Raw genomic sequence first — 24,244 nt, forward strand, 5'->3', positions numbered from 1 at the left:
GCGCCTCACTCACCGTCCTCGTCCTCTGGCAGGATGACGACACGGCGGTGGGGCTCGACGCCCTCGGACTCGGACACCAGGCCCGCGTCGGCGACGACATCGTGGCAGACCTTGCGCTCGAAGGGGTTCATCGCCTCGAGCTTGACCTCTGCGCCAGTGGAGCGCACGCGCGCGATGGCCTCCTGCGTGATCTCCTGCAGCTCGGCCTTGCGGTCGGCCCGGAAGGAGGCGATGTCGAGCATGAGGCGCGACCTCTCCCCCGTCTCGGTCTGCACGGCCAGGCGGGTCAGTTCCTGAAGGGCGTCGAGCACCTCGCCGTCCTCGCCGACCAAGCGCTCCAGGTCGTCGTTGGAGTCGGCGATGATCTCGATCGAGGCGCGGCCGTTCTCGACGCCGATCTCGATGTCGCCATCCAGATCCGCGATGTCGAGCAGCTCCTCCAGGTAGTCGGCCGCCAGCTCGCCCTCTTCTTCCAGGCGCGTGAGCGCCTCGGACTTCTCGTCACTCATTGTGTTCCTCCCTCGGTGGTTTCGGACGTTGTGAGAACAAGTCAGCGCTTGTTCTTGGACTTCTTCCGGCGCGCCCTGCGGCGCTCCTGCCGGCGGCGCTCGAGCTCAGCGGCGCTGATCGCGGCCCCCTGGGCGGCCTTCGCCGAGGACCCCTTGTCCGGGACGGAGGCCTCGCGCTGCGCCGCGGCCTCGCGCAGGCGCTGCTCGCGGGACTTCTTCTTGCCGGTGGGGCGCGCGACGGCCTCCTTGCGGCTCCTCGCCTTCTCGAGGGCCTGGCGCAGGCCGTGCATCCACTGCTCGTCAGGCAGCGTCGTCCACTCCTGCGAGGCGAGGTTGCGGTAGACCGTGACGATGTCGCCCGCGCTCATGAAATCGGGGAAGTCCGAGGCGATCTTCTGCTTCTTCGCCCGCTGGCGGATCTCCGCCAGGGATTTCTCGTTGAACGCGACGACATCGGGGTCAGTGGCCGAGGTGGGCAGCTCCGCGCGGCGGCGGTCGTACTCCACGAAGTAGGGCTTCGCCCACTCCTGGTAGTCCTTCTCGCGCTTGGCGCGCAGATCCGCGTAGGCGGGCGATCCGGGCGTGGGCATGACCTTGATGGTCCAGTACGCCTGTCCGAGCGCCCAGAAGGAGGAGGTCACCGTGTAGACGACGACGCCCATCTGGAAGAAGACGCCCGAGAACACGAACATCACGGGCATCACGTACATCATCGAGCGCTGCGAGCGCGCCATCGGGTTCGATCCCATGTCGGGCATGTTGCGCGAGAAGGACAGGCGCATCGACACGAACTGCAGGGCGACCATCAGGATGATCGCGACGACGAAGACGATGGCGGCGGAGCTGTTGGAGGTCTCCGTCCTGAGCGTGTGGGAGAGCGGCACGCCGAAGACGGTCGACCCATTGATCTCCGAGGCGGTGGTCTGGGTGATCGGGCCCAGGCTGGACGCGGCCTGCCCGGAGTACGTGTAGGTGCCCTCCGCCAAGTCCTTGACGGCGTAGATCGCCCGGTACATGGCGAAGAGGACGGGCATCTGGACCAGGAGCGGCAGGCACGAGGCGAAGGGCGACACCTTGTGCTTGCGGTAGAGCGCCTGGGTCTCCTCCGTCATCTTCTGGCGCGAGACCATGTCCTTCTTGCCCTTGTACTTCTCCTGGATCTTCCTGATCTCGGGCTGGACGGCCTGCATCGCCCGCGAGGAGCGGATCTGCTTGAGCAGGAGGGGCACGATCGCGACGCGCACCAGGATCGTGAGGAGGACGATCGACAGGACCCACGCGATGCCGGACCCCGACGGCATGCCGATGAGGACCAGGAAGTCGTGGATCCACACCCAGACCCATGCGACTGCCACCGCGAAGGGGTGGATGATTGCGTCAAACATGCGCTCTCTCTTTCAATTGGCGGCGCAGCGCGCCGAGGACAAGTATGCGGGGCGGGTCAGCGTTCCCGCCCGCCCCCCGGACTCAGTCCCATGGGGAGCGGATGCTCGATGGTGGGGTCGTTGCCCGCCCAGTCGTCGGGCGGGACCCACGGGTCCGGCCTCCAGCGCCCCCGGGGCGGGACGCAGTCCACGCCCCCCAGGCTCCACGGGTTGCACCGGACGAGCCTCCACAGGGCCAGCGCCGTCCCCTTGGCGATGCCGTGGACGGTCACTGCCTCGACGGCGTACGCCGAGCACGTGGGCGCGTAGCGGCAGCGCGGCCCCAGCAGCGGTGAGACGAAGCGCTGGTAGAGGCGGATGGGCCACACGGCCGCCGCCCGCAGTGCCCCGGTCGCGCGGTTCACCGCTCCCCTCCCCCGCTCCACTTGCGCCAGGCGCGCGCCAGGGCCCCGTCGAGGCGCCGGGCGAGCTCCTGCGAGGACGCGCCGAGGGCGCGGCCGCTGGCGCGCACGACCACCCGGGCGCCCGGTGGCAGGGATCCGACGCGCTCGCGCATGATGTGCCGCAACTGCCGCTTCACCCTGTTGCGCCCGTTCGCGCGTTTGATTTCCCGCTTGGGTACGACGAAACCGACGAGGCGGTTCTCCTCCCCCTCGTCGGTTCGAGCGTGGACGACGACCAGCGGATCCCCGCCTCGCGACCCTGTCCGGATCGTGGATCTGAAATCAGCCGGATCGACCATGCGGTGCGCGCGGGGCAGCACCGAAGCGGCTCAGGCGGACAGCTTGGCGCGGCCCTTGCGGCGACGGTTCGCCAGGATCGCGCGGCCGGCACGGGTCGACATGCGCAGGCGGAAGCCGTGCGTCTTGGAGCGGCGGCGGTTGTTGGGCTGGAAGGTCCGCTTGGTGGTCACTGCAGTTCTCCTCGGGCGGGAACGGGGATGACTCCCCCGTTCGCGGTGGGCGCGCCCCTCGCTGGCGCGGAGGCGATTATGCGCACCCGGAAATGGGCGCAAACAAATGACAAGACTAGGGGCCCGCCTGGACGGAGTCAATGCGATTATCCACTGTGTGACGAACCGAATCCATCCACAGGTGTGGATTCCGCTGTGGACAGCCGCCGTCCACAGCGCCCACAGGGCGGAGTTATCCACAGAAGGGGCCGGCCGGCACCTTTCCCAGACGCGGCGCGATCCCCCTGGTGTAGTTACATAGGTGTGATTCCACCGAAGTTGTCCACAGATCTTTCCCCAACCTGTGGAACCAGGTGTGGACGGGATAGACTCGACTATCATCAGGTCATCCACAGGATCCCATCCCTTAATGACCCAACTCACAACCGTGAAGCCCTGGAGGAAAGCGTGGCGACCGACACCATCACCAGCGCGTGGGCGCTGGCACTCGAGACAGTCCCCACCAAAGAGCTCGGACCCGCCGCCACGTCCATGCTCCGATCCGCCCGGCCCCTGGGGGACATCGAGGGGACGATCCTGCTGGCCGTCCCCAACGCCTTCACGAAGTCGTGGATCGAGGACCGCGCCTCCAACCAGCTGACCGCCGCCCTCACCGCGTCCCTGGGGCGCACCGTGCGCATCGCCATCACAGTCGACCCTTCGATCAGCGCCGTCACCGAGGAGCCCAAACCCGAGCCCCCCGCCGCCTCCCCCCTGGCCCCGGCCGCCCCTGCCTCCTCCCCACTCGCGCGGCCCGCGCCCGCGCCCCAGACCGGTCCCGCCCTGGTCTCCTCGGCCCAGAACGGGGGGCTCACCCACCTCAACCCCAAGTACACCTTCGAGACCTTCGTCATCGGCCCCTCGAACCGCTTCGCCCACGCCGCCGCGCTCGCCGTGTCCGAGACGCCCGGCACCTCGTTCAACCCCCTGTTCATCTACGGCGACTCCGGCCTGGGCAAGACCCACCTCCTCCACGCCATCGGGCACTACGCGCTGTCGCTGCTCCCCCACCTCAAGGTCCGCTACGTCAACTCCGAGGAGTTCACGAACGAGTTCATCAACGCGATCCGCCTCAACAAGACGGACAACTCGCAGGTGGAGGCCTTCCACAGGCGCTACCGCGAGCTCGACATCCTGCTCATCGACGACATCCAGTTCATCGGGGACAAGGAGCAGACCGTCGAGGGCTTCTTCCACACCTTCAACGCCCTCTACGAGAACAACAAGCAGATCGTCCTCACCTCCGACGTCCCCCCCGCCCAGCTCAACGGCTTCGAGGACCGCATGCGCTCGCGCTTCGCCTCGGGCCTGCTGGTCGACGTCCAGCCCCCCGACCTGGAGACCCGCATCGCGATCCTGCAGAAGAAGGCCACGACCGACTCCCTGGAGGTCACCCCCGACGTCCTGGAGTACATCGCCTCGCGGATCTCGTCCAACATCCGCGAACTCGAGGGGGCCCTGCTGCGCGTCATCGCCTTCGCGAACCTGTCCAAGGAGCGCATCGACCTGCCGCTGGCGGAGATGCTACTCAAGGACTTCGTCTCCGACCCCACCGACAACGAGGTCACCGTCCCCCTCATCATGGGCCAGTGCGCCCACTACTTCGGGATCACCATCGAGCAGATGTCCTCCTCGGACCGCTCCCACACGGTGGTCGAGGCGCGCCAGATCGCCATGTACCTGTGCCGCGAGCTCACCGACCTGTCGCTGCCGAAGATCGGCCAGGCCTTCGGCCGCGACCACACGACGGTCATGCACGCCAACAAGAAGATCACCGCCCTCATGAAGGAGAAGAGGGAGACCTTCAACCACGTGTCGGAGCTGACCAACCGCATCAAGCAGAAGGCCAAGGAGTCCTAGCCCGGTTTCCACAAGCCCTGTGGGCCGGCGGTGGACACACCCCGTCCCGCCTGTGCACGGCGGCGCTCCTCCTGTGGAGGGCCGCAGGGGGCCGGATCCTCCGTCCACAGCCCGAACGGGCGCGTCCCCAACCCCATCCCAAAATTACAACACTGTGATTACCCGCGCCCCATCAAGCAAAAGTCCGGTTATCCACAGTTTCAACACCCCTTATTGTGATGAAGTGAGAATATAGAGGAATCAATCCACTCCCCCGCACATGGGCGCCCGCTCCCACCGGCGCGACGCGGCCCGGGGGCGAATCGTCGAACGGCCGTAGCCGATGCGCCGAAACCAGTCACTTGTAGGTAAAGTAGGGACGCGATCGTATTCCCTGTTTGGAGGCTGGCATGAAGTTCACCGTCGCACGAGACGTCCTCGCCGAGGCAGTCTCCTGGACCGCCCGCGCGCTACCGGTCCGACCCGCCAGTCCGATCCTGGCCGGCGTGCGGATCCGCGCGGCCGACGATGAGCTCACCCTCTCCTCCTTCGACTACGAGGTCTCCGCGAACTCGAAGATCCCGGCCACCGTCGACGAGGCGGGCGAAGTGCTCGTCTCCGGACGCCTGCTGGCCGACATCTCCAAGTCCCTGCCCTCCAAACCCGTCACCGTCGAACTCGAGGGGCAGAAGGTCAACCTGGTCTGCGGCTCCTCCCACTTCACACTGGCGGTCATGCCGCTCGACGAGTACCCCCTGCTGCCCGCACAGCCCGCCGCCATCGGCTACATCGACCCGCAGACCCTCGCCCAGGCGGTCGCCCAGGTCAGCATCGCCGCCTCCCGCGACGACACCCTGCCCCTGCTCGCGGGCGTGTGCACCGAACTGACGGGCTCGACGATCACGTTCCTGGCGACGGACCGCTACAGGCTGGCGATGCGCGAGCTCGACTGGCAGCCCACCGACACCTCCATCGAGGAGGTCACCGTCATCAAGGCCCGCATCCTCCAGGACGTCGCCAAATCCATGACCTCCGGGACGAAGGTCGAGGTCGGCCTGTCGGGCCAGTCCCAGCCGGGCGCCTCCTCCCTCATCGGCTTCTCCGCCTCGGGCCGCCACACCACTTCGACGCTCATGGACGGCGACTACCCCGCAGTGCGCCGGCTCTTCCCCGAGACGACGCCCATCCAGGCAGTGTGCGACCGGCACGCCCTGCTCGAGGCCGTCAAGCGCATGTCCCTGGTCGCCGAGCGCAACACCTCCGTCCGCCTGGCCTTCAGCGAGGGGCAAGTGGTGCTCGAGGCCGGCCAGGGCGAGAACGCCCAGGCCTCGGAGGCCATCGAGGCGACCCTGCACGGGGACGACATCTCCACCGCCTTCAACCCGCAGTTCCTCATCGAGGGGCTGTCCGTGCTCGACACCGACTACGTGCGCTTCGGTTTCACCCACGCCACCAAGCCCGCCGTCATCACTGGGCAGAAGAAGCCCGACGAGGGCGAGGTCACGCAGTTCCGCTACCTCCTGATGCCGATCCGCTTCGGCATCTGACTCCGCCGTGCGCGTCTCCCACCTGGCGCTCGACGACTTCCGCTCGTGGAAGCGCGGGCTCGTCGAGTTCCCGCCCGGAGCGACGGTCCTGGTGGGGGCCAACGGCCAGGGGAAGACGAACCTGGTCGAGGCGATCGCCTACCTGTCCACTTTCTCCTCACACCGCGTCGGGGCCGAGTCGGCCCTGGTGCGGATCCCCGCGGATCCGGCCTCGACCGCACCGGGAGGAGCCGTGATCCGCGTGCGGCTGGTGCAGGCGGAAGGGCGCGAGCAGGTCGTCGAGCTCGAGATCGTGCGCGGCAAGGCCAACCGCGCCCGCATCAACCGCACGCAGGTGCGGCCCCGTGCGATACTCGGCCTGGTCAGGACCGTGGTCTTCGCGCCGGAGGACCTCGCGCTCGTGCGCGGGGAGCCCGCCGCGCGCCGCGCGTTCATGGACGACCTGGTCATCCAGCGCAGCCCAGTCATGGCGGGCGTCAAAGCGGATTTCGAGCGGGTGGCCCGCCAGAGGGCCGCGCTCATGAAGTCCGCGCAGGCGTCCGCCCGGCGGGGCGCGTCGCCCGACCTGTCCACTCTGGACGTGTGGGACCAGCAGTTCGCCCATCTGTCGGCCCGCCTCAGCGCCGCCAGGGCCCAGGCGGTCACCTCCCTGGCCGGTCCCGCCTCACGGGCCTACGACGAGGTCTCGGACTCTCCCCGCCGTCTCGTCCTGTCCTTCGAGGCATCAGTGGACCGCGCGATCGGCACCGACCCGGACGACCCCGCCAGCGCGGACCCGTGCGACGCGCCGGCGCAGGAGAGGCGCACCCTGGCGGCGCTGGCCGCGCACCGCGACAAGGAGGTCACCCGCGGCGTCAACCTGGTCGGCGCGCACCGCGACGAGCTCTCCCTGGTCCTGGGCGGGATGCCGGTCAAGGGCTACGCCTCGCACGGCGAGAGCTGGTCGGTGGCCCTCGCCCTGCGCCTGGGCGCCTTCGAGCTGCTCAGCGAGGACGGGGACACGCCGGTGCTCATCCTCGACGACGTCTTCGCCGAGCTCGATACTGCGCGCCGCGAGGGACTGGCCGCCATGGCCTCGCGCGCCGAACAGGCCATCATCACGTGCGCCGTCGAGGAGGACATCCCCGCTGGACTGGACCACCGGACCATCCGCATCCGCATGGACGCCGCGGAGGGGAGCGCCGCCGATGCCTGAGGGCGCCGATGAGGAGTTCGCCGCCCGCGCCCTGGAGCGGGCGCAGAAAGTGGCGCGCGCGAGGGGCTACATCCGCTCGACCATGCCCACGTGGGGCATCGACGAGGAGCGCCCCGCGCGCACGGCCGACGGCAGTTCCGAGTACGCGGCCATCGAAGTCGACGGCGCGGGCACGGCCGGAGGGGCGGACTCGAGCGCGCGCCGCGCGCGGATGAGGGCCGAGGCCTACGGGCGCGCGGGCGCCGCCCCAGACGCTGAGGGGGAGCTGGGCGCCCTGCGCGCGGCGCTGGCCAGCCACCCCGATCAATGGCGCAAGAACCCGGGGATGGCCCCGATGCGCACCCAGTACCGGCGTGCCTCCAGCCTGGGGAGCGTGTTGAGCCGCATGATCCGGCGCAACCAGTGGGACACGCCGACCCGTATGGGGTCGATCATGGCGATGTGGCCCGCCATCGTCGGAGAGGACATAGCCGCGCACGCCACGATCGAGACCTTCGAGGGGCACAAACTCATCGTGCGGTGCTCGTCGACCGCGTGGGCCAAGAACCTCCACCTGTACCTGCCCATGATCGAGCGGCGCATCGCCGAGGAGGTGGGCCCGGGAGTGGTCCAGCAGGTCGTCATCCGCGGACCGGTGGCCCCCTCGTGGCGCAAGGGCCCCCTGTCGGTCAAAGGGAGGGGGCCGCGCGACACCTACGGGTGAGGGGGCGCACCGTGTCCGCAGAACGAACAGTTTGTTAATAAGTATTATTCCACTGTGGATCGTTGCGGTAGTATCGCACCCAACGGGCGCGGCCACCACACGGCGCGCCAGTCGAACATGAGGAGAGCTCCATGTCCACAGTCCCACCCTCAGCCGGGGGCCCCACACCGTTGGGCCCGTCGCAGGATCCCCGGTCCGCGAACCAGGACCCGGGCGCTTCTCAGCAGGGCGCTCCTGGCGCCTCTCCCCTGCCCTACTCCGATCAGCCCACCTCGGTGCTCCCACCGGCCTCTGCCCCGTACCAGGGCGCGCCCCAGGGCGGCGGCGCCCCGGGCTCCCCGTACCAGGGCGGGTACCCGCCCCAGTCGAACCCGGGTGCTCAGCAGAACGGCTACGCCCCCACCGTCCAGCAGGGCGGGTACGGGGCGCCGGATTACGGCCAGGGCGCCCCCTACGGGCAGCCCGGACCGGGGAACGGTGGCCCCTCTGCGCCCCAGAAGAACAAGACAGCGATCATCATCGGCGCGATCGTCGCCGTACTGGTCGTCGCGGGTGCGGGATTCGCCGTCTACTGGTTCGGATTCCGCGGTTCCTCCGATCCGTCGGCCGGATCCGCGCCGGCCAGCCCCGGCGCTCCCAGTGACGGCGGTGCTCCGAGTGCCGGCGGTTCGCCCAGCGCCGCGCCGACCTCGTCGGGCGGCGGGAGCCCGAACGGGGGTTCCGCCTCCCAGGGGCAACCGGGCAGTATGACCCTGGATGTGTCCGGTGCGGAAGTCTCGATCGACAGCGTTGAGCGCGGACCGAAGGACATCAACGGATATGACACTGTGATCGTGACCCTGACAACGACGAACAACGCCAGTTCGACCCAGCCCGTGGTCGCCGCCGCCCCGATAGCGTTCTCAGGCCGGGAGGCGAACCAAGGGAACGTCTTCGGGCTAGCGGTCTATCCCGCGGGCAAAGAGCCAGATGGGTTGGGTTTGAGAGAAGACGTTCCGAAAGATCTCGGACCTGGGGAGAGCGCCACGTGGAAGATGGCGTACGCGATGCCGCAGACGGTTGATGAGGTCAGTATCCAGTTGATCGGCATAGATGCGAGTACGGGAGGCCCCTGGACAGTGAAACTCCCTAAGTAACCGCGGATTCCGTACGGGCGGCACCGGGACGAGCGCGCGAGCGCCGATGGTGCGGCCCGCGCGGACAGCACCAGTCCGGCAACGGGCGCAAGGAGGGACCATGTCCTACGCACCACCCCCAGGAGGGCCAACCGGCTCTTTGGGGGCCCACCGATCCCTACGGGACAATGGGCGCCAGCCCGCAAGGGGAGACGGCGCTGGGTGCGCCCAAACCGGGTAGCGCCCAGGCCCAGCCCCCGTCGCAGGCCCCCGCGCCCCAGGGCCTCCCCGGGCAGTCCGCAGGCGGCGGAGCGCCCTGGGCCGGTGCGCCCTCCGGCTCCGCAGGCCCGCAAGTGCCGCCCCCGCCGGGGGGCTTCGCCCCCACGGGGTACGGCGCGGCGGGCCCCGTGCAGGGCGGCTACCAGATGCGGCCGCCCGCTCCATTGGCTTCCGGCAGCGGCAGCAACAAAGGCATGTGGATCGCCATCGCCGCAGTGGTGGGCGTACTGGTCATCGCCCTCGGCGGTCTGGGGATCTACAAGCTGGCCACGAGCGGGGCGGCACCGTCGGCGAACGCTGGGACAACGGTCCTGGGGACCGCCTCAATGGCCGGGGGCAGTGTCAAGTCCGAGTTCAGCATCCTTCCTGGGCCCAATGACGCGAATGGGAAGAGAACCATTATCGTCATGCAGAAAGTGACGAACGACTCGTCCCAGACGATCAAGGTCGATGAGTACTCCATGTTCGTCATGCAGAAAGGGGAATTGCTTGAATTCTCCGACTACCCGTCCGGCAAAGAGCCCGACCAGGTCGACCCGGGGAAGTGGTGGGAGGCCCTTCGGCCCGGTCAGGAGACCACAGTCGCCTTCGCGTACACGCTGGTCGATTCCTCACAGGTTGAAATCGAGCCCTATGAGCAGAACGATCTGAGCATCGATTACGCGAAGTACTACTGGCAGCCCAATTAATGGGGCTCAGCCGCAGAGGGGGCCAGGAGGGCCATCGCCACGCGGGCCCTGCAGCTGGCTGGGGCCTCGCTCCGACCGCCGTTTCCCAAGGAGCGCTGTGCGATAGGATCCGCTCATAGGAGCCCCTGAGCCGGGGGCGGGATGAATCGAGGAGCACGCAGTGTCGTACACACCACCCACAGGGGGCGGCCCCAACCCGGGTCCGGTGCCCTCAGGGCAGACGAACCCACAGGATCCCTACGGCGCTCTGAACGGGGCCCCCTCCCAGGGGTCCCCGGCCCCCGGCGGCGCCCAAGCCGGGTCGGCGCAAGCGGCCCCCGCCTCGTCGGCTGACGGCGGTGGGACCAGCGGCGGCGGCCACTTCCCGCAGACCGGCGCCCCCGTCCCCTCCGGCTACCAGGCAGCGCCCTACCCGGGCGCACCGGCCCAGGGCGGAACGGGGTACGGGGCGATGCCCGCGGTGAACGCTCCGACCCTCCCAGCCGCCCGAACGGCAGCAGCCCCGCAGAACGCGTCGCCGACGACGAAGGCGGCGGGCACGATCGCGGGGATCGCCATCGCTGTCGTCCTGATCGGTCTGGTCGTCTTCGCGATCTACCGGGTCGCCCTGGTCGCCTCGCCCCCCGACGATCCGGCGCCCGGGTACTCCTCCACCAGCGCGTCCCAGGACGAGGACCCCATGGAGGCGGACCTGCCCGTCGCGAAGGCGCACATCGCAGTCGACGACGTGCGCGAAGGGCCCGAGGACATCAACGGCCGCAGCACCGTGGTCTTCACCCTCACGGCCACGAACAACTCCGACGCGCCCCTGCTCAAAGTGGATCTGCACCCGGAGGTCACCCAGAACGGCGCCGACCGCTCGCTGACGGACTACCCCAAGGGCGGGGAGCCCGAGGGCTTCGACCCCAACGGGATCTTCGGCGAGATCCGGCCCGGCGCGACGGAGACGTGGACGGTCGCCTACGAGGTCTCCAACCGCACGGACTTGACCGTCCAGGTGCGCGACTCCAACGGCTCCACCTCCGGCCTGCCCGAGTGGATCCTCAGTTTCCCGTGACCGCGCCCTCCGGCCCGCTGCGCGCAACGGCAGCGGGCCGGGAGCCGGCCGCCTCGCGATCCGGTGCTGCCGCATATGATTCGTCACAGGGTCGAAAACGTTGAAATATCAATATTTTATTGAGTAACCCCTGAGGGTGTCGTTTCCCGGGCGCACAGGCACTTTTGATAGAATCTGCAAGGTTAAACATCGGATCTCAGTGATCCGGTCCATGCGCGAGGGGAGCCACGTGGCTGACATCGACAACAAGACCGACGGCGCCGCGACCTACGGCGCCTCGGACATCACCGTTCTCGAAGGACTCGAAGCCGTCCGCAAGCGCCCGGGCATGTACATCGGATCCACCGGGGAGCGGGGCCTGCACCACCTGGTGTACGAGGTCGTCGACAACTCCGTCGACGAGGCTCTGGCCGGGTACGCCGACCACATCGAGGTCACCATCCAGTCCGACGGCGGTATCAAAGTGGTCGACAACGGCCGCGGCATCCCCGTCGACGAGCACCCCACCGAGCACAGGCCCACAGTCGAAGTCGTCATGACGATCCTCCACGCCGGCGGGAAGTTCGGAGGCGGCGGCTACGCGGTCTCCGGCGGCCTCCACGGCGTCGGCATCTCCGTCGTCAACGCCCTGTCCACCCGGGTCGACACGGAGATCCGCCGCCAGGGCCACGTGTGGCGGATGTCCTTCGCCAACGGCGGCACGCCCGTCACCCCGCTGGAACGCGGCGAGGAGACCACCGAGACGGGGACGACCCAGGTGTTCTACCCCGACCCCTCCATCTTCGAGACCGTCGAGTTCGACTTCGAGACCCTGCGCCAGCGCTTCCAGCAGATGGCCTTCCTCAACAAGGGCCTGCGCATCACGCTCACGGACGAGCGGGAGAACGCCATCGAGGAGGGCGACGAGATCGCGGGCGCCCCCGACGAGGACCCGCAGGAGGCCGGGGGGCGCCGGAGCGTCACCTACTGCTACGAGCACGGCCTGCGCGACTACGTGGAGTACCTGGATTCGGCGAAGAAGACCGACACGATCAACAACGAGATCATCGACTTCGAGGCCGAGAACGACGAGGGCACCATGAGCGTCGAGATCGCCATGCAGTGGACCGGCGCCTACTCCTCCTCCGTGCACACCTTCGCCAACACGATCAACACGACCGAGGGCGGCATGCACGAGGAGGGCTTCCGCACGGCCCTGACCTCGCTGGTCAACCGCTACGGCCGCGACAAGGGGCTCATCCGCGACAAGGACGACAACCTCACCGGCGACGACGTGCGCGAGGGCCTGACCGCCGTCATCTCCATCAAGCTCACCGAACCCCAGTTCGAGGGCCAGACGAAGACGAAACTGGGCAACACCGAGGCGCGCACCTTCGTGGCCCAACAGGTCTACTCCAAGCTCACCGACTGGTTCGACGCCCACCCCGCCGACGCCAAGGCCATCATCGCCAAGGGACAGGCCGCGCAGGCGGCCCGCGTCGCCGCCCGCAAGGCCCGCGAGGCCACCAGGCGCAAGGGGGTCCTCGAATCCGCCTCCATGCCCGGCAAGCTGCGCGACTGCTCGTCACGCACCCCCTCCGAGTGCGAGATCTTCATCGTCGAGGGCGACTCCGCGGGCGGCTCGGCCGTGGGCGGGCGCGACCCCGAGCGCCAGGCCATCCTGCCGATCCGCGGCAAGATCCTCAACGTGGAGAAGGCGCGCCTGGACCGCGCCCTGTCCTCGGACACGATCCGCTCCCTCATCACCGCCTTCGGGACCGGCATCGGCGAGGAGTTCGACATCGAGAAACTGCGCTACGGCAAGATCGTCATCATGGCCGACGCCGACGTCGACGGCCAGCACATCGCGACCCTGCTGCTCACCCTGCTCTTCCGCTACATGCGCCCCCTCATCGAGGGCGGGCACACGTTCATCGCCATGCCGCCGCTCTACCGCCTCAAATGGACGAACTCGGACCACGAGTTCGCGTACTCCGACAAGGAGCGCGACGAGCTGCTGGCGGTCGGGGCGGCCGCGAACAAGCGCCTCCCGAAGGAGGGCGGCATCCAGCGCTACAAGGGCCTCGGCGAGATGAACGACCACGAGCTGTGGGAGACGACGATGGACCCCGAGCACCGGATCCTCAAGCAGGTCACCCTGGACGAGGCCGCGGACGCCGACGAGACCTTCACCATCCTCATGGGTGACGATGTCGACAGGCGCCGCACCTTCATCCAGCGCAACGCCACAGACGTGCGCTTCCTCGACATCTGACCCATCACCAGCGGCTCCGCGACCGGGCGCTGCCCGCGCGGCCGCAGAACGAACGAAGGAACAACGTGAGCGACGAGCGAACCACCGACGCGCGGCACATCTCGGACACCGAGCGCGTCCGCCAGGTCGACCTGCAGAAGGAGATGCAGCGCTCCTACTTGGACTACGCGATGAGCGTCATCGTCGGGCGCGCCCTGCCCGACGTGCGCGACGGCCTCAAACCCGTCCACAGGCGCGTCCTGTACGCCATGTACGACGGCGGCTACCGCCCCGCCTCGTCCTTCTCCAAGTCCTCCCGCGTCGTCGGCGAGGTCATGGGCAACTACCACCCGCACGGGGACGCGGCGATCTACGACGCCCTGGCCCGCCTCGTGCAGCCCTGGTCCCTGCGCTACCCCCTGGTGGCCGGGCAGGGAAACTTCGGCACCCCCGGCAATCTGGGGCCCGCCGCCCCCCGGTACACGGAGTGCAAGATGGCGCCCCTGGCCATGGAGATGGTGCGCGACATCGACGAGGAGTGCGTCGACTTCCAGGACAACTACGACGGGCGCAACCAGGAGCCGACCATCCTGCCCGCCCGCTTCCCCAATCTGCTGGCCAACGGGTCCGAGGGCATCGCGGTCGGCATGGCCACGCGCATCCCCCCGCACAACCTGCGCGAGCTGGCCCGCGGCGTCCAATGGGCCCTCGACCACTCCGGAGCCTCCCGCGAGGAACTGCTGGAGGCGCTCCTCAAACTCATCCCCGGCCCCGACTTCCCCACCGGCGCCACCATCCTGGGCCACAAGGGCATCGAGGACGCCTACCGGACGGGACGCGGCTCCATCACCCAGCGCGCCGTCGTCAGCGTCGAGGAGATCCAGGGCCGCCAGTGCCTGGTGGTCACCGAGCTCCCCTACCAGGTCAACCCCGACAACCTGGCCGACAAGATCGCGCAACTGGTGCGCGACGGCCAGATCCAGGGGATCGCCGACATCCGCGACGAGACCTCCGGGCGCACGGGCCAGCGCCTCGTCATCGTCCTCAAACGCGACGCCGTCGCCAAGGTCGTCCTCAACAACCTGTACAAGCGCACGCCCCTGCAGGAGAACTTCTCCGCGAACATGCTGGCCCTGGTCGACGGGGTGCCGCGCACCCTGTCCATCGACGGGTTCATCCGCCACTGGATCACCCACCAGATCGACGTGATCGTGCGGCGCACGCGCTTCCGGCTGCGCAAGGCCATGGAGCGCCTGCACATCCTGGAGGGCTACCTCAAGGCCCTCGACGCCCTCGACGAGGTCATCGCCCTGATCCGCCGCTCCCCCACCGTCGACGAGGCGCGGGCCGGGCTCATCGACCTGCTCGACGTCGACGCCGTCCAGGCCGACGCCATCCTGGCGCTGCAGCTGAGGCGCCTGGCCGCCCTGGAGCGCCAGAAGATCCTCGATGAGCACGCCCAGCTCAAAGCGCGCGTGGACGACCTGCGCGACATCCTGGACAAGCCGGAGCGCCAGCGGACGATCATCTCGGAGGAGCTGTCCGAGATCGTCGACAAGTTCGGCGACGAGCGCCGCACGACGATCCTCCCCTTCGACGGCGAGATGTCCATGGAGGATCTGATCCCCGAGGAGGACGTGGTCGTCACCATCACCCGCGACGGCTTCGCCAAGCGCACCCGCACCGACAACTACCGCTCCCAGAAGCGCGGCGGCAAGGGGGTGCGGGGCACCCAGCTGCGCGGCGGCGACGTGGTGGAGCACTTCTTCGTCACCACCACCCACCACTGGTTGCTGTTCTTCACCAACCTGGGGCGCGTCTACCGCGCCAAGGCCTACGAGATCCCCGAGGGGGGACGCGACGCGAAGGGCCAGCACGTGGCGAACCTGCTGGCCTTCCAGCCCGACGAGCGCATCGCGCAGGTCCTGGCGATCCGCACCTACGAGGACGCGGACCACCTAGTGCTCGCCACCAAGTCCGGCCTGGTCAAGAAGAGCCCGCTGGCCCTGTACAACTCACCGCGCTCGGGCGGCATCATCGCCATCAACCTGCGCGAGGACGAGGCGGGCAACCCCGATGAACTGGTGTCTGCCCAGACCATCATGGCCGATCAGGACCTCATCCTGGTCTCCCGCGACGGGCAGGCGGTGCGCTTCGCCGCCACCGACGAGCAGCTGCGCCCCATGGGCCGCTCCACCTCCGGCGTGCGCGGCATGAAGTTCCGCGGCGACGACGAGCTGCTGTCGATGGAGGTGCCCGTCGAGGGCACTGATTTGCTCATCGTCACGGAGTCGGGGTACGCCAAGCGCACGCCCGTCGCCGAGTACCCCACGAAGTCCCGGGGCACTATGGGCGTGCGGGTCGGCAAGCTCTCCGACGAGCGCGGCGGCCTGGTGGGCGCACTCGTCGTCAAGCCCGACGAAGATGTGATGGTAATCACAGAATCTGGGAAGCTCGTGCAGGTCAACGCCTCCGACGTGCGGCCCACCTCCCGCAATACGATGGGCGTGATCTTCGCCCGCCCCGACGCCGACGACCGCATCATCGCGATCACCCGCAACTCCGACTCCACCGTCGGCGCCGAGGACCAGGACGACGCGGACGCGCCCGCCGACGACCAGCCCGCATCCGAGCAGTGAACGCGCCCCTGGGACTGGGGCCGCGCCCCGTCCCAGGGGAGGAGCGACCGGGCCCCGCGCGACGGAGGGACCGGTACGATAGCCATTAGGTACCCGCACCTGGAAGGAAACCCATGAGCGAGCAGCACGCACCCACATCGAACCAGAGCGACGCGCCCCGCCGCGTCGACCTGGCGATCGCACGCATCGATGCGTGGACCGTCATGAAGGTTTCATTCCTGCTGTCGGTCGCCTTCGGCATCGCCATCGTCATCGCCACCATCGTCCTGTGGTTCATGCTCGACGCCATGCACGTGTTCTCCACGCTGGAGTCCTTCCTGCAGGAGATCGGCGCCGGCAAGTTCACAGAACTGCTCGAGTACGTGCGCCTGCCCCGCACCATCGCCTACGCCACCATCGTCGGAGTCATCAACGTGGTCCTCATGACCGCGATATCGACGCTGGGGGCCATGCTCTACAACGTGGTCGCGTCCCTGGTCGGCGGCATCAAAGTGTCCCTCATGGACGAGTGATCCGGATGGGGCGCAGTCCCAGCGCGCGGTCGACAGCGGCGCCGACGGCGCGCGGGACGGGCCCCGGAGCGGGCGCGGGAACGAAATCGCCGCCCTCCACCACCCACGTGTAGGGGTCGTGGCCCATCGGACCGGGCAGGCCCGAGCGGACGAAGCGCGCGGGGCCGGGCTGGTCGAGCAGCACCGACACCCACGATCCCGGGATCCGCACGCGCGAGGCGGGCGCCGCGTTCGCCTCGAAGAACCCCGACCGGACGAGGGGGGCGGGGAAGCCCGGGGCGTCCAAGGAGAACAGGTGGACCCGTTCCGCGTCGCGGGGGCGGGCGCGCAGCAGGCTCGCCAGCGCGTACTCCGCCAGGTTCCCGCCCTTCGAATGCCCCATGACGAACAGCGGCCCCGGGTGGCGCTCCGCCGCGAACGCCAGGTACCGCGCCGCCGCCCTGTGGCCCGGCAACGGGAACGACAAGCCCATGGCGGCGTCCTCGGCCCAGCCCTGCCACGACCTGTCCGTGCCGCGGAACACCACCATCACGGGCGATCCCGGGCCCCCGGGGGTCCGCAGTGTGAGCGCTGAGAACTGGATCAGCGGGCGTGCGCTCCACCGGTCCACGGCGTGGGCGCAGATGAGGGGCGCGAAACGGGGCGACGACGCCGCGGCGACCAGCATGCGCCGGTCGAGGCGCGGGTGCAGGGAATGGCGGTAGAGGAAACGGGACAGTGCCAGTGCGCCCAGGTCGGCCACCCGCATCCCGTCGGCCCCGCGCACGGCCCCGAGCGCGCCGAAATCGCATTGCGCGAGGCAGCACAAGGCCAGGGCGTCGGCCGGGCCCGGCGGGGCTGAGGGGTCCGCGTCCGCCCCCCGCGCGTGATCGATGACGTCGCCCATCGCGCCTACCTGCCTGGGAAGGGGAGCAGGTCGAGGATCGCGCCGCGCAGCACGGCGTGCGCCTCGCGGCCCATGGACGTGAAGGAGCGCGCGAAGAACGGCAGATCGGCGGCGAAGGCCGCGACCATCTCGGACACGGTCTCCGTCGACGAGCTGGTGGCGACCCCGTAGAGGGCCTCGATGAGCAGCTCCGCCTCGTCGCGCGGGTGGGCGGCCAACCAGCGCGTGAGCCGCCTGTCGAATCCGCGGGCGTCCTTGTTGAGCGGGGAGTCCACGAAGTCGCCGTCCTCGACCCGCCACGTGTACGGGTAGTGCGCCAGGATCCCGTTCGTGGTCGCGCGGACGACGCGCGCCCGGCGGGGCGAGGACATGAGGAGCCCCACCAGGGCCGATTGCGGGACGGTCTTGCGGAAGATGTGGCGGACGGGGGAGAACTGGTCCAGGGCGTCGTCGGGGAAACCCGGGCCGTCGTGGTTGTACACGGCGCCGAGGCGGGCGCGGACCGGTGCCCGGGCGTGCGCGGCTGCGTACTCCGCCAGGTTCCCGCCCTTCGAATGGCCGCCCACGATGATCTGCCCGCGCCTGTGGGCGGCGACGTGGTCGAGGTAGGCGGCGGCGCGCCTCTGGGCGGGCACGGGGTACTGGAAGGACATGTTGAAGTCCTCCTTCCACCCGACCAGGCTCGCGTCCGTGCCCCGGAAGGCCACGTAGGTGAGGTGGGGGCCCAGCGCGAACGACATGGCGCAGAACTGCTTCTGCTCGTCGATACTGGTCTCCGTCGTGTAGGAGAAGACCCGCACGTCGCGGAACCGGGGGTTCGCCGCCATCGCCGTGAGCAGCCGGTGCCCGTCCTGGGGCTTGAGGACGTGGGCGAAGTAGCGGTCGTAGTTCTCCGCGCGCGCCAGGTCGCCGATGCGCACGCCCGGGCGCCGGGCGCGGACTCCCGCCATGGGGGACAGGTCGAAGTAGGCGGCGGCGGACAGGATCAGGGAGTCGACCTCGCGCAATGGCTCTGCGTCCAGGCGCGCCAAGTGCGTGCGCGCGTCGTCGATGATGGTGCCCATGCTCCCCCTTCCGCGTCCTGTGTCAATCGTAGGGGCCCCAGGGCGGCTGCGGGAGGTGGGGGCCTCCGGTGGCCCACGGACGGCCCGCTTGAAGAGGCGCGCCCTAGTGTTGGACGTCACCTAAGTGGATTTGTTGGCGGGGGCGGCGGATGTGTACCATATCCGAGTGCCCTCAAGGGCGCGGATGGGCCTATAGCTCAGTAGGTTAGAGCGCAGTCCTGATAAGACTGAGGTCGGTGGTTCGAGCCCACCTAGGCCCACCATCCACAGGTGAGCACGAGCCGGGGGAGGTCGCCATGAAGAAGTGGGCCACATGCCTAGTCGCCGTCGGATCCGCAGTCGCCGTTGGCCTGGTTGTGCGCCAGATCGTCCACGACCTCTCCGACAACGCGGAGCTGTGGACGTCCGTGACGGACGCCGTGGAGGCCTGAGCCTTCCGAGGGGCTATGGCGCAATTGGTAGCGCACCTGCTTTGCAAGCAGGGGGTTACGGGTTCGAGTCCCGTTAGCTCCACTTGATATTCCCCCGGAACCGCAACGGAAAGTGGTTCCGGGGTTTTTCCATGTCAACACCTCCCATCAGCATCCGACGCCTGTCCGCTGTTGACAGGACGATTCTCAACGTCCACAGCACCGCCTCCAGGATGATGGCCGGACGTGGGAGCCCCTGTGGATCCCGAATCCCTGAGTCCTGCCGGTGTTGACGCCCGACCCCTATTTCGATAATCTTCGAACTGCAAAGTAGTTCGAAAAGTATCGAAGGAGTAAGTGGGGATGCACGGTGGTTCGACGGCTTCCTGGGGGAAGATCGGTGTCTTGGCGCTCTGCGCGTTCCTCATAGGGGCGGACGGCTTCATCCTGGCCGCCATCCTGCCCCAGATCGCCGACCGGCTCAATGTCCCACTGGCCCAGGCGGGCCTGCTGATCACTGCGTTCGCCTGGGTCTACGCCGTCTCAGCGCCCCTGTTCGGCATGGTGCTGGGGCGGTGGAACCGGCGTTCGACGCTGGGAGCGGCCATGCTGGTCTTCGCCCTGGGCAACGTGCTGGTCGCAACCGCCCCCACATACGGGTGGATGCTGGCGGCCAGGGTGGTGTCGGCGCTGGGCTCGTCCATGGCCACGCCCACCGCCATGGCCCTGGCGACCAGCCTCGCGCCCGCCAGGCACCGCGGCAAGGCGATCTCAGTGGTCTCCACGGGCATGACGCTGGCAACCGTCGTCGCCGTGCCGCTCGGAGCCCTCATGGGCGGGCGCTACGGGTACAGGGCGGTGTTCTGGGCCATGGGCGGAGGCGCCATCGCCGTCCTCCTCGCGATCCTCGCGAGCATCCGGGCGCGTGAGGCCACCGCCTCGAAGAGCGTTCCCTCGATCCGCGCACTGCTCATGGGCCTGGCGGATCGGCAGACCGTCCTCACGCTCGCCGTCACGATCACGATCTTCATCGCCGGCTACGCCTGCATATCGTACTTGAGCGCGATCGTCGGCCAGGCCGGGATGGGCGGCCAGTTCAGTCTGGTCCTGCTGGTCTTCGGACTCGGTTCGCTACTGGGCGGCGTCCTCGGCGGATGGTTGTGCGACCGCTGGCCCAGCGTGGTGCTGGCCCGCGCGGGGATGGGCGTCTTCGCCGTGTCGTTGGCGGCCCTGGGCCTGGCCGCCGCCTCGGACCGCCACCCGTGGGCCGTCCACGTCTGCGTCGCCGCATGGACGGTCAGCGCGTGGGTCGCCGTGATCGCCCAGCAGTACCGCCTGATCGCGCTGGCGCCCGAGCGCGCCCAACTCAACCTGTCACTGAACTCGTCGAGCATCTACATCGGGCAGGGTTTCGCGGGCGTCCTCGGCGCCGCGGTCATCAGCGCCCAGCCCGCTCACGTGATCCCCCTCGTGGCCTCCGCAGTGGTCGTTCTCGCCTTGGCCATGACTGCGCCATATGAGACGATGAGGGGTGATGAGCCGACGAAGGGATGACGCCGATACGCGAGAGGCCGCGCTCGCGCGCGTTTTCGCCGCGCTCTCGGACCCTCTGCGCCTGAGGATCGTGCGGCGCATCGCCCTCGAGGGCGAACTGGGGTGCGGCCAGATCGACCACGGACTGTCCTCCTCGACTGTCTCCCATCACTGCAAAGTGCTGCGGGAAGCGGGGATAGTGGTGAGCACGCCGGTGGGGAACCAGCGCGTGCTGACCCTGCGCCCGGAGTTCGAGCGCGACTACCAGGGGCTTCTGGCCAGTATTGTGCGCAGGGGCTCTGCGGCCCCCGGCGGGGATTGAGGAGCGCCCGCATTCGGCTGACCTGTGGGTCGAAGACGCCGCTTCCGCCGCTCCGCTGTCGGCGCGCCCGGGGATCAGCGCATTCGCGGGGTGGAACCTCCCCGTTGTCCACAGGTATATCCACAGTTGTGGAGAAATTTTGTGGACGGTTGGCCGCATGGCTCTGACAGCGCGGTGGAATCTGACCACCGGCTGTCTGTGCGAGAATCGGAGGATGAGCACGAACACGCAGAACGCGCACGACCCCGCCCGCTCCTCCGACGCCCGCGGACTGCCGCCCCTGGGGATCACAGGGGCCTCCGGGAACGTCGGCGGCACCGTCGCGCGCGTGCTCGCAGAAGCAGGAATCCCCATGCGTCTGCTGGCGAACACGCCCTCGCGCGCCCCGCAACTGCCCGGCGCTGCCGCCGTCCAATGCTCGTACGAGAACACCGGGGCCTCCCGCGCCGCCCTCGCGGGCGTGACCACGCTCTTCATGGTCTCCGCCCCCGAATCCGCCGACCGCCTCGCGCGCCACAAGGACTTCATCGACGCGGCGGCCGAGGCGGGGGTGCGCCACATCGTCTACCTGTCCTTCATGAACGCGGCGCCCGACTGCGTGTTCACCCTGGGGCGCACGCACTTCCACACGGAGGAGCACATCAAAGCCTCCGGGATGGCCTGGACCTTCCTGCGGGACAACTTCTACATCGACTTCTTCGTGGATCTGCCCGACAAGGAGGGGGTGATCCGCGGACCCGCAGGAGACGGGCGAGTCGGCGCGGTGGCACGCAGCGACGCGGGCCGGGTCGCCGCGGCCGTGCTGCGCGATCCCGGGCGCCACGTGGGCCGGACGCTGAACGTCACGGGGCCGAGTTCGCTCACGCTCGACGAGATCGCCGAAATCCTCACCGGCGCCCTGGGCCGGCCGATCCGCTACGAGCGCGAGACCGTCGACGAGGCGTACGAGTCCCGCAAGAAGTGGCCCGTCGAGCAGTGGCAGTACGACGCGTGGGTCTCCACCTACACCTCGATTGCCGCGGGCCAGATGGACGTCGTGTCCACCGTGGTCGAGGACCTCACCGGCCGCCCTCCCCTGAGCGTGCGGGACGTGGCCGAGGGGCGGGGGTAGGCCCGCCCGGGCCTCCCGCGCCCCGATGACCCGGACGGGGTGCGGAGCGCGGGAATGGTACGAGGCCGGGGGTGGCCCCGGCCTCGTCGTGTTGTGCGCCATCCGGTTAACGGCACTGCCCCGGCGTTGGTGGAATGCAGCTGCCCCCGGCCACCCGCGCGGCGGGCGGGCCCTATAAGGCGCGCCTGAGGACGTTGGGACCCAGTAGGAAGGGCGTCAGGATCATCGTGGAGCCCAGGCCGATGCCGAAGCCGCCCAGCACGTCCGTCAGCCAGTGGACGCCCAGGTACAGGCGGGAGACCGCAATGAACACGATGAACGCCAGGGCCGCGATCCACAGCAGGTGGCGCAGGCGCCGACCCCAGCGCGTCATCGTGAGGACCAGCACCAGGGCGGCCAGGAACGCCGTGATGGCCGTGGTGTGGCCGGAGGGGAACGAAGGCGAGGTCTCAGCCGCCAGGCGCGTGACCTCCGGGGGGCGGGGGCGCCCGTCGAGGGCTTTGATGATGTGGGCGTTGACCGCGGACAGCGCCACCGATCCCGTCACGAAGACGCCGTGGAGGATCTTCTTGACCACGCGCCACACGATGAGGCCCGCGACGACGGCCATGACAGCGACTGCGTTCGGGTCGAAGACGAAACCGACGCCGTTCATGAGGGCGGTGACGCCCGGGGAACGGGAATCGATGAAGCCGGTCAGTACGGACGAGTCGATGGGCGTGGGATTCGTGATGAGCCCACCGGCGATGCCGATCAGTACGACCAGGATGGCCCCGATGATGACCGGAGCGGAAAGCAAACGGCGAAGGAACATGGTCACCAGCCTAGTGGAGTCTCAGCGGTCCGTGCCCGAGACGTACACCCACAGACCACGGCGTCGTTCAAAACGTGAACGTTCCCGTTGCGCTCCCGTCCTGCCCGTCGCCCCATCGCGCCAAGATGCCTCGAATGTCACAATCCCCTCCTCATCGGCCTCGCCGCCGCCCTCGACGGCGACGACCCTCAAACCGGTCCACGAGGTCCCCGGCGCCCAGTAGGGCGGCCGCGGGCGCGTGCGGGGGTGCCACGTGCGGAACAGATGGTCCTCGTCGCCCAAGGCGAACGCCGTGTAGCGCGAGCGCATGAGGGCCACGGCCGTCGGCGCGGGCGCGCCGCCCAAGTACGGGCCGCAGCAGCGGTCGAAAGCGCTGCCCGACCCGCACGGGCAGGGCCTCACGCCCGCTCCGCCAGCCACCGCTCAGCGTCCAGGGCGGCCCGGCAGCCCGAACCCGCCGCGGTGATCGCCTGCCGGTAGGTGTGGTCCACCGCGTCGCCGCAGGCGAAGACGCCGGGGACGTCAGTGCGGGTCGACGGCTCGTCCACCACGATGTACCCGGCCGGGTCCAGCGCCACTTGGCCCGCCAGGAAACCCGTGCGCGGCAGGTGCCCGATGGCGACGAAGACGCCGTCCACGTCCAGGACGGACTCGCTGGAGTCGGCCGTGGAGGCCAGGCGCAGACCGGTCACCGAGTCATCGCCCAGGACCTCGGAGACCGTCGAGTTCCACGCGAAGGAGATCTTCGGGTTGTCGAAGGCCCGCTGGGCCATGACCTTCGAAGCGCGCAACTGGTCGCGCCTGTGGACGACGACCACCTCCGAGGCGAAGTTCGTCAGGAAGAGGGCCTCCTCCATCGCCGAGTCGCCGCCGCCGACGACCGCGAGCCTCTTGTCCTTGAAGAAGAAGCCGTCGCAGGTGGCGCAGTAGGACACCCCGTGGCCGGAGAGCCTGTCCTCGCCGGGAACGCCCATGTGCCGGTACTCCGAACCCGTCGCCAGGACCACAGCCCTCGCGTAGAGGACTTCGTCATCGGTGGCCACGGCCTTCACGTCGCCCGCCAGGCTCACGGACACGGCGTCCTCGTAGCGGATGTCGGCGCCGAAGCGCTCGGCCTGCTCCCGCATGCCCTCCATGAGGTCGGGGCCCTGGATGCCCGTGGGGAAGCCCGGGTAGTTCTCGACCTCCGTGGTGTTCATGAGGGCGCCGCCTGCGGCCAGTGCGCCTGCGAGGACGACGGGGGACAGTCCGGCGCGCGCCGTGTAGATCGCCGCCGTATACCCGGCGGGGCCCGATCCGACGACGACCACCTCGTGGACGGTGGCGCCCTCGGGCACCCCGGAATCGGGGAGCGGGGCGGTGGCAGCCCCTTCGGGCGCTTTCACCTCGGCGTGGACGAGGCCGGTGAGGACAGGGAAGGACATGGGGATCCAATCGTGGGACGTCTGCG

General features: G+C 69.0%; 24 protein-coding genes and 2 tRNA genes. 16 read left to right on the plus strand and 10 right to left on the minus strand.

Going from position 1 to position 24,244, the window contains the following annotated elements:
- Positions 1 to 5: 5 nt before the first annotated feature.
- From BH719_RS06615 to rpmH, 5 genes are read right to left on the minus strand one after another with little or no spacing between them, the layout of a single operon-like run.
- Positions 6 to 509 (minus strand): Jag family protein, encoded by a 504-nt coding sequence (locus tag BH719_RS06615; RefSeq protein WP_009744043.1) that lies wholly within the window; start codon positions 507 to 509, stop codon positions 6 to 8.
- Between the two features lie 41 nt (positions 510 to 550).
- Complete coding sequence (yidC, locus tag BH719_RS06620; RefSeq protein ID WP_009744044.1) at positions 551 to 1,894, minus strand: membrane protein insertase YidC; 1,344 nt, start codon at positions 1,892 to 1,894, stop codon at positions 551 to 553.
- 56 nt (positions 1,895 to 1,950) lie between these two features.
- A complete protein-coding gene (yidD, locus tag BH719_RS06625; RefSeq protein WP_009744045.1) occupies positions 1,951 to 2,298 on the minus strand; it encodes a membrane protein insertion efficiency factor YidD in 348 nt (115 codons plus the stop codon).
- The gene (rnpA, locus tag BH719_RS06630; RefSeq protein ID WP_009744046.1) at positions 2,295 to 2,657 is read right to left on the minus strand and encodes a ribonuclease P protein component; all 363 of its coding nucleotides are present in this window, start codon (positions 2,655 to 2,657) and stop codon (positions 2,295 to 2,297) included. The genes yidD and rnpA overlap by 4 nt, the downstream gene beginning before the upstream one ends.
- Positions 2,658 to 2,666: 9 nt before the next feature.
- Complete coding sequence (gene rpmH / locus BH719_RS06635) at positions 2,667 to 2,807, minus strand: 50S ribosomal protein L34 (RefSeq protein ID WP_005872826.1); 141 nt, start codon at positions 2,805 to 2,807, stop codon at positions 2,667 to 2,669.
- Between the two features lie 447 nt (positions 2,808 to 3,254).
- On the opposite strand from rpmH, the gene dnaA reads away from it, so the two are divergent.
- From dnaA to BH719_RS06685, 10 genes are all read left to right on the plus strand, one after another.
- Positions 3,255 to 4,706 (plus strand): chromosomal replication initiator protein DnaA, encoded by a 1,452-nt coding sequence (dnaA, locus tag BH719_RS06640; protein ID WP_009744047.1) that lies wholly within the window; start codon positions 3,255 to 3,257, stop codon positions 4,704 to 4,706.
- Positions 4,707 to 5,095: 389 nt separating this feature from the next.
- Positions 5,096 to 6,232: a DNA polymerase III subunit beta gene (gene dnaN / locus BH719_RS06645; protein ID WP_009744049.1), complete on the plus strand. Its 1,137-nt coding sequence runs from the start codon at positions 5,096 to 5,098 to the stop codon at positions 6,230 to 6,232.
- A 7-nt stretch (positions 6,233 to 6,239) separates the two neighbouring features.
- Entirely contained in the window at positions 6,240 to 7,427 is a 1,188-nt protein-coding gene (gene recF, locus BH719_RS06650; RefSeq protein ID WP_009744050.1) for a DNA replication/repair protein RecF, read from the plus strand.
- A complete protein-coding gene (locus BH719_RS06655; RefSeq protein ID WP_009744051.1) occupies positions 7,420 to 8,130 on the plus strand; it encodes a DciA family protein in 711 nt (236 codons plus the stop codon). Before recF ends, BH719_RS06655 begins: the two co-directional genes overlap by 8 nt.
- A 131-nt stretch (positions 8,131 to 8,261) precedes the next feature.
- Positions 8,262 to 9,266, plus strand: a complete 1,005-nt coding sequence (locus BH719_RS06660) for a DUF5067 domain-containing protein (protein WP_069774583.1) — start codon at positions 8,262 to 8,264, stop codon at positions 9,264 to 9,266.
- Between the two features lie 332 nt (positions 9,267 to 9,598).
- Positions 9,599 to 10,213 carry a DUF5067 domain-containing protein gene (locus BH719_RS06665; RefSeq protein ID WP_083808188.1) on the plus strand — a complete coding sequence of 205 codons (615 nt, stop codon included), beginning with the start codon at positions 9,599 to 9,601 and terminating at the stop codon, positions 10,211 to 10,213.
- Between the two features lie 160 nt (positions 10,214 to 10,373).
- Positions 10,374 to 11,270, plus strand: a complete 897-nt coding sequence (locus tag BH719_RS06670) for a DUF5067 domain-containing protein (protein ID WP_157098205.1) — start codon at positions 10,374 to 10,376, stop codon at positions 11,268 to 11,270.
- A 211-nt stretch (positions 11,271 to 11,481) separates the two neighbouring features.
- Complete coding sequence (gene gyrB / locus BH719_RS06675) at positions 11,482 to 13,524, plus strand: DNA topoisomerase (ATP-hydrolyzing) subunit B (protein WP_009744055.1); 2,043 nt, start codon at positions 11,482 to 11,484, stop codon at positions 13,522 to 13,524.
- A 65-nt stretch (positions 13,525 to 13,589) separates the two neighbouring features.
- Complete coding sequence (gene gyrA, locus BH719_RS06680) at positions 13,590 to 16,142, plus strand: DNA gyrase subunit A (RefSeq protein WP_009744056.1); 2,553 nt, start codon at positions 13,590 to 13,592, stop codon at positions 16,140 to 16,142.
- Between the two features lie 113 nt (positions 16,143 to 16,255).
- Positions 16,256 to 16,654 carry a DUF3566 domain-containing protein gene (locus tag BH719_RS06685; RefSeq protein ID WP_009744057.1) on the plus strand — a complete coding sequence of 133 codons (399 nt, stop codon included), beginning with the start codon at positions 16,256 to 16,258 and terminating at the stop codon, positions 16,652 to 16,654.
- Here the strand turns inward: BH719_RS06685 and BH719_RS06690 are convergent.
- Complete coding sequence (locus BH719_RS06690; protein ID WP_009744058.1) at positions 16,641 to 17,540, minus strand: Mbeg1-like protein; 900 nt, start codon at positions 17,538 to 17,540, stop codon at positions 16,641 to 16,643. The two genes, BH719_RS06685 and BH719_RS06690, sit on opposite strands and share 14 nt — an antisense overlap.
- A 5-nt stretch (positions 17,541 to 17,545) precedes the next feature.
- Positions 17,546 to 18,604: an Mbeg1-like protein gene (locus BH719_RS06695; protein WP_009744059.1), complete on the minus strand. Its 1,059-nt coding sequence runs from the start codon at positions 18,602 to 18,604 to the stop codon at positions 17,546 to 17,548.
- Positions 18,605 to 18,790: 186 nt separating this feature from the next.
- On the opposite strand from BH719_RS06695, the gene BH719_RS06700 reads away from it, so the two are divergent.
- The 6 genes from BH719_RS06700 to BH719_RS06720 all read left to right on the plus strand — a co-directional run bounded on the left by BH719_RS06700 (position 18,791) and on the right by BH719_RS06720 (position 21,980).
- Positions 18,791 to 18,867 (plus strand) — tRNA-Ile (locus tag BH719_RS06700).
- A gap of 33 nt (positions 18,868 to 18,900) precedes the next feature.
- Positions 18,901 to 19,035, plus strand: a complete 135-nt coding sequence (locus BH719_RS09850; RefSeq protein ID WP_009744060.1) for a DLW-39 family protein — start codon at positions 18,901 to 18,903, stop codon at positions 19,033 to 19,035.
- 9 nt (positions 19,036 to 19,044) lie between these two features.
- Positions 19,045 to 19,117 (plus strand) — tRNA-Ala (locus BH719_RS06705).
- A gap of 260 nt (positions 19,118 to 19,377) precedes the next feature.
- Complete coding sequence (locus BH719_RS06710) at positions 19,378 to 20,568, plus strand: MFS transporter (protein WP_009744061.1); 1,191 nt, start codon at positions 19,378 to 19,380, stop codon at positions 20,566 to 20,568.
- Entirely contained in the window at positions 20,549 to 20,869 is a 321-nt protein-coding gene (locus tag BH719_RS06715; protein WP_009744062.1) for an ArsR/SmtB family transcription factor, read from the plus strand. Before BH719_RS06710 ends, BH719_RS06715 begins: the two co-directional genes overlap by 20 nt.
- 214 nt (positions 20,870 to 21,083) lie before the next feature.
- A complete protein-coding gene (locus BH719_RS06720) occupies positions 21,084 to 21,980 on the plus strand; it encodes an SDR family oxidoreductase (RefSeq protein WP_009744063.1) in 897 nt (298 codons plus the stop codon).
- A 172-nt stretch (positions 21,981 to 22,152) separates the two neighbouring features.
- Here BH719_RS06720 and BH719_RS06725 read toward each other — a convergent pair whose 3' ends face one another.
- From BH719_RS06725 to trxB, 3 genes are read right to left on the minus strand one after another with little or no spacing between them, the layout of a single operon-like run.
- Entirely contained in the window at positions 22,153 to 22,794 is a 642-nt protein-coding gene (locus tag BH719_RS06725) for a phosphatase PAP2 family protein (protein WP_009744064.1), read from the minus strand.
- A 21-nt stretch (positions 22,795 to 22,815) separates the two neighbouring features.
- On the minus strand, positions 22,816 to 23,196 hold the full coding sequence (locus tag BH719_RS06730) for a YchJ family protein (RefSeq protein ID WP_009744065.1): 381 nt from the start codon (positions 23,194 to 23,196) through the stop codon (positions 22,816 to 22,818).
- Positions 23,193 to 24,218 carry a thioredoxin-disulfide reductase gene (gene trxB / locus BH719_RS06735; RefSeq protein WP_009744066.1) on the minus strand — a complete coding sequence of 342 codons (1,026 nt, stop codon included), beginning with the start codon at positions 24,216 to 24,218 and terminating at the stop codon, positions 23,193 to 23,195. Before trxB ends, BH719_RS06730 begins: the two co-directional genes overlap by 4 nt.
- Between the last annotated feature and the right edge of the window lie 26 nt (positions 24,219 to 24,244).

The organism is Pauljensenia hongkongensis, assembly GCF_001746855.1.
Taxonomy (GTDB): Bacteria; Actinomycetota; Actinomycetes; order Actinomycetales; family Actinomycetaceae; genus Pauljensenia; species Pauljensenia hongkongensis.

What these genes read in the sequence shown, in the direction of transcription:
- BH719_RS06615 (WP_009744043.1), bottom strand. Translation starts at nt 509, where the DNA reads ATGAGTGACGAGAAGTCCGAGGCGCTCACGCGCCTGGAAGAAGAGGGC.
- yidC (WP_009744044.1), bottom strand. Translation starts at nt 1,894, where the DNA reads ATGTTTGACGCAATCATCCACCCCTTCGCGGTGGCAGTCGCATGGGTC.
- dnaN (WP_009744049.1), top strand. Translation starts at nt 5,096, where the DNA reads ATGAAGTTCACCGTCGCACGAGACGTCCTCGCCGAGGCAGTCTCCTGG.
- BH719_RS06655 (WP_009744051.1), top strand. Translation starts at nt 7,420, where the DNA reads ATGCCTGAGGGCGCCGATGAGGAGTTCGCCGCCCGCGCCCTGGAGCGG.
- BH719_RS06660 (WP_069774583.1), top strand. Translation starts at nt 8,262, where the DNA reads ATGTCCACAGTCCCACCCTCAGCCGGGGGCCCCACACCGTTGGGCCCG.
- gyrB (WP_009744055.1), top strand. Translation starts at nt 11,482, where the DNA reads ATGCGCGAGGGGAGCCACGTGGCTGACATCGACAACAAGACCGACGGC.
- BH719_RS06685 (WP_009744057.1), top strand. Translation starts at nt 16,256, where the DNA reads ATGAGCGAGCAGCACGCACCCACATCGAACCAGAGCGACGCGCCCCGC.
- BH719_RS06690 (WP_009744058.1), bottom strand. Translation starts at nt 17,540, where the DNA reads ATGGGCGACGTCATCGATCACGCGCGGGGGGCGGACGCGGACCCCTCA.
- BH719_RS06695 (WP_009744059.1), bottom strand. Translation starts at nt 18,604, where the DNA reads ATGGGCACCATCATCGACGACGCGCGCACGCACTTGGCGCGCCTGGAC.
- BH719_RS09850 (WP_009744060.1), top strand. Translation starts at nt 18,901, where the DNA reads ATGAAGAAGTGGGCCACATGCCTAGTCGCCGTCGGATCCGCAGTCGCC.
- BH719_RS06710 (WP_009744061.1), top strand. Translation starts at nt 19,378, where the DNA reads ATGCACGGTGGTTCGACGGCTTCCTGGGGGAAGATCGGTGTCTTGGCG.
- BH719_RS06715 (WP_009744062.1), top strand. Translation starts at nt 20,549, where the DNA reads ATGAGCCGACGAAGGGATGACGCCGATACGCGAGAGGCCGCGCTCGCG.
- BH719_RS06720 (WP_009744063.1), top strand. Translation starts at nt 21,084, where the DNA reads ATGAGCACGAACACGCAGAACGCGCACGACCCCGCCCGCTCCTCCGAC.
- BH719_RS06725 (WP_009744064.1), bottom strand. Translation starts at nt 22,794, where the DNA reads ATGTTCCTTCGCCGTTTGCTTTCCGCTCCGGTCATCATCGGGGCCATC.
- trxB (WP_009744066.1), bottom strand. Translation starts at nt 24,218, where the DNA reads ATGTCCTTCCCTGTCCTCACCGGCCTCGTCCACGCCGAGGTGAAAGCG.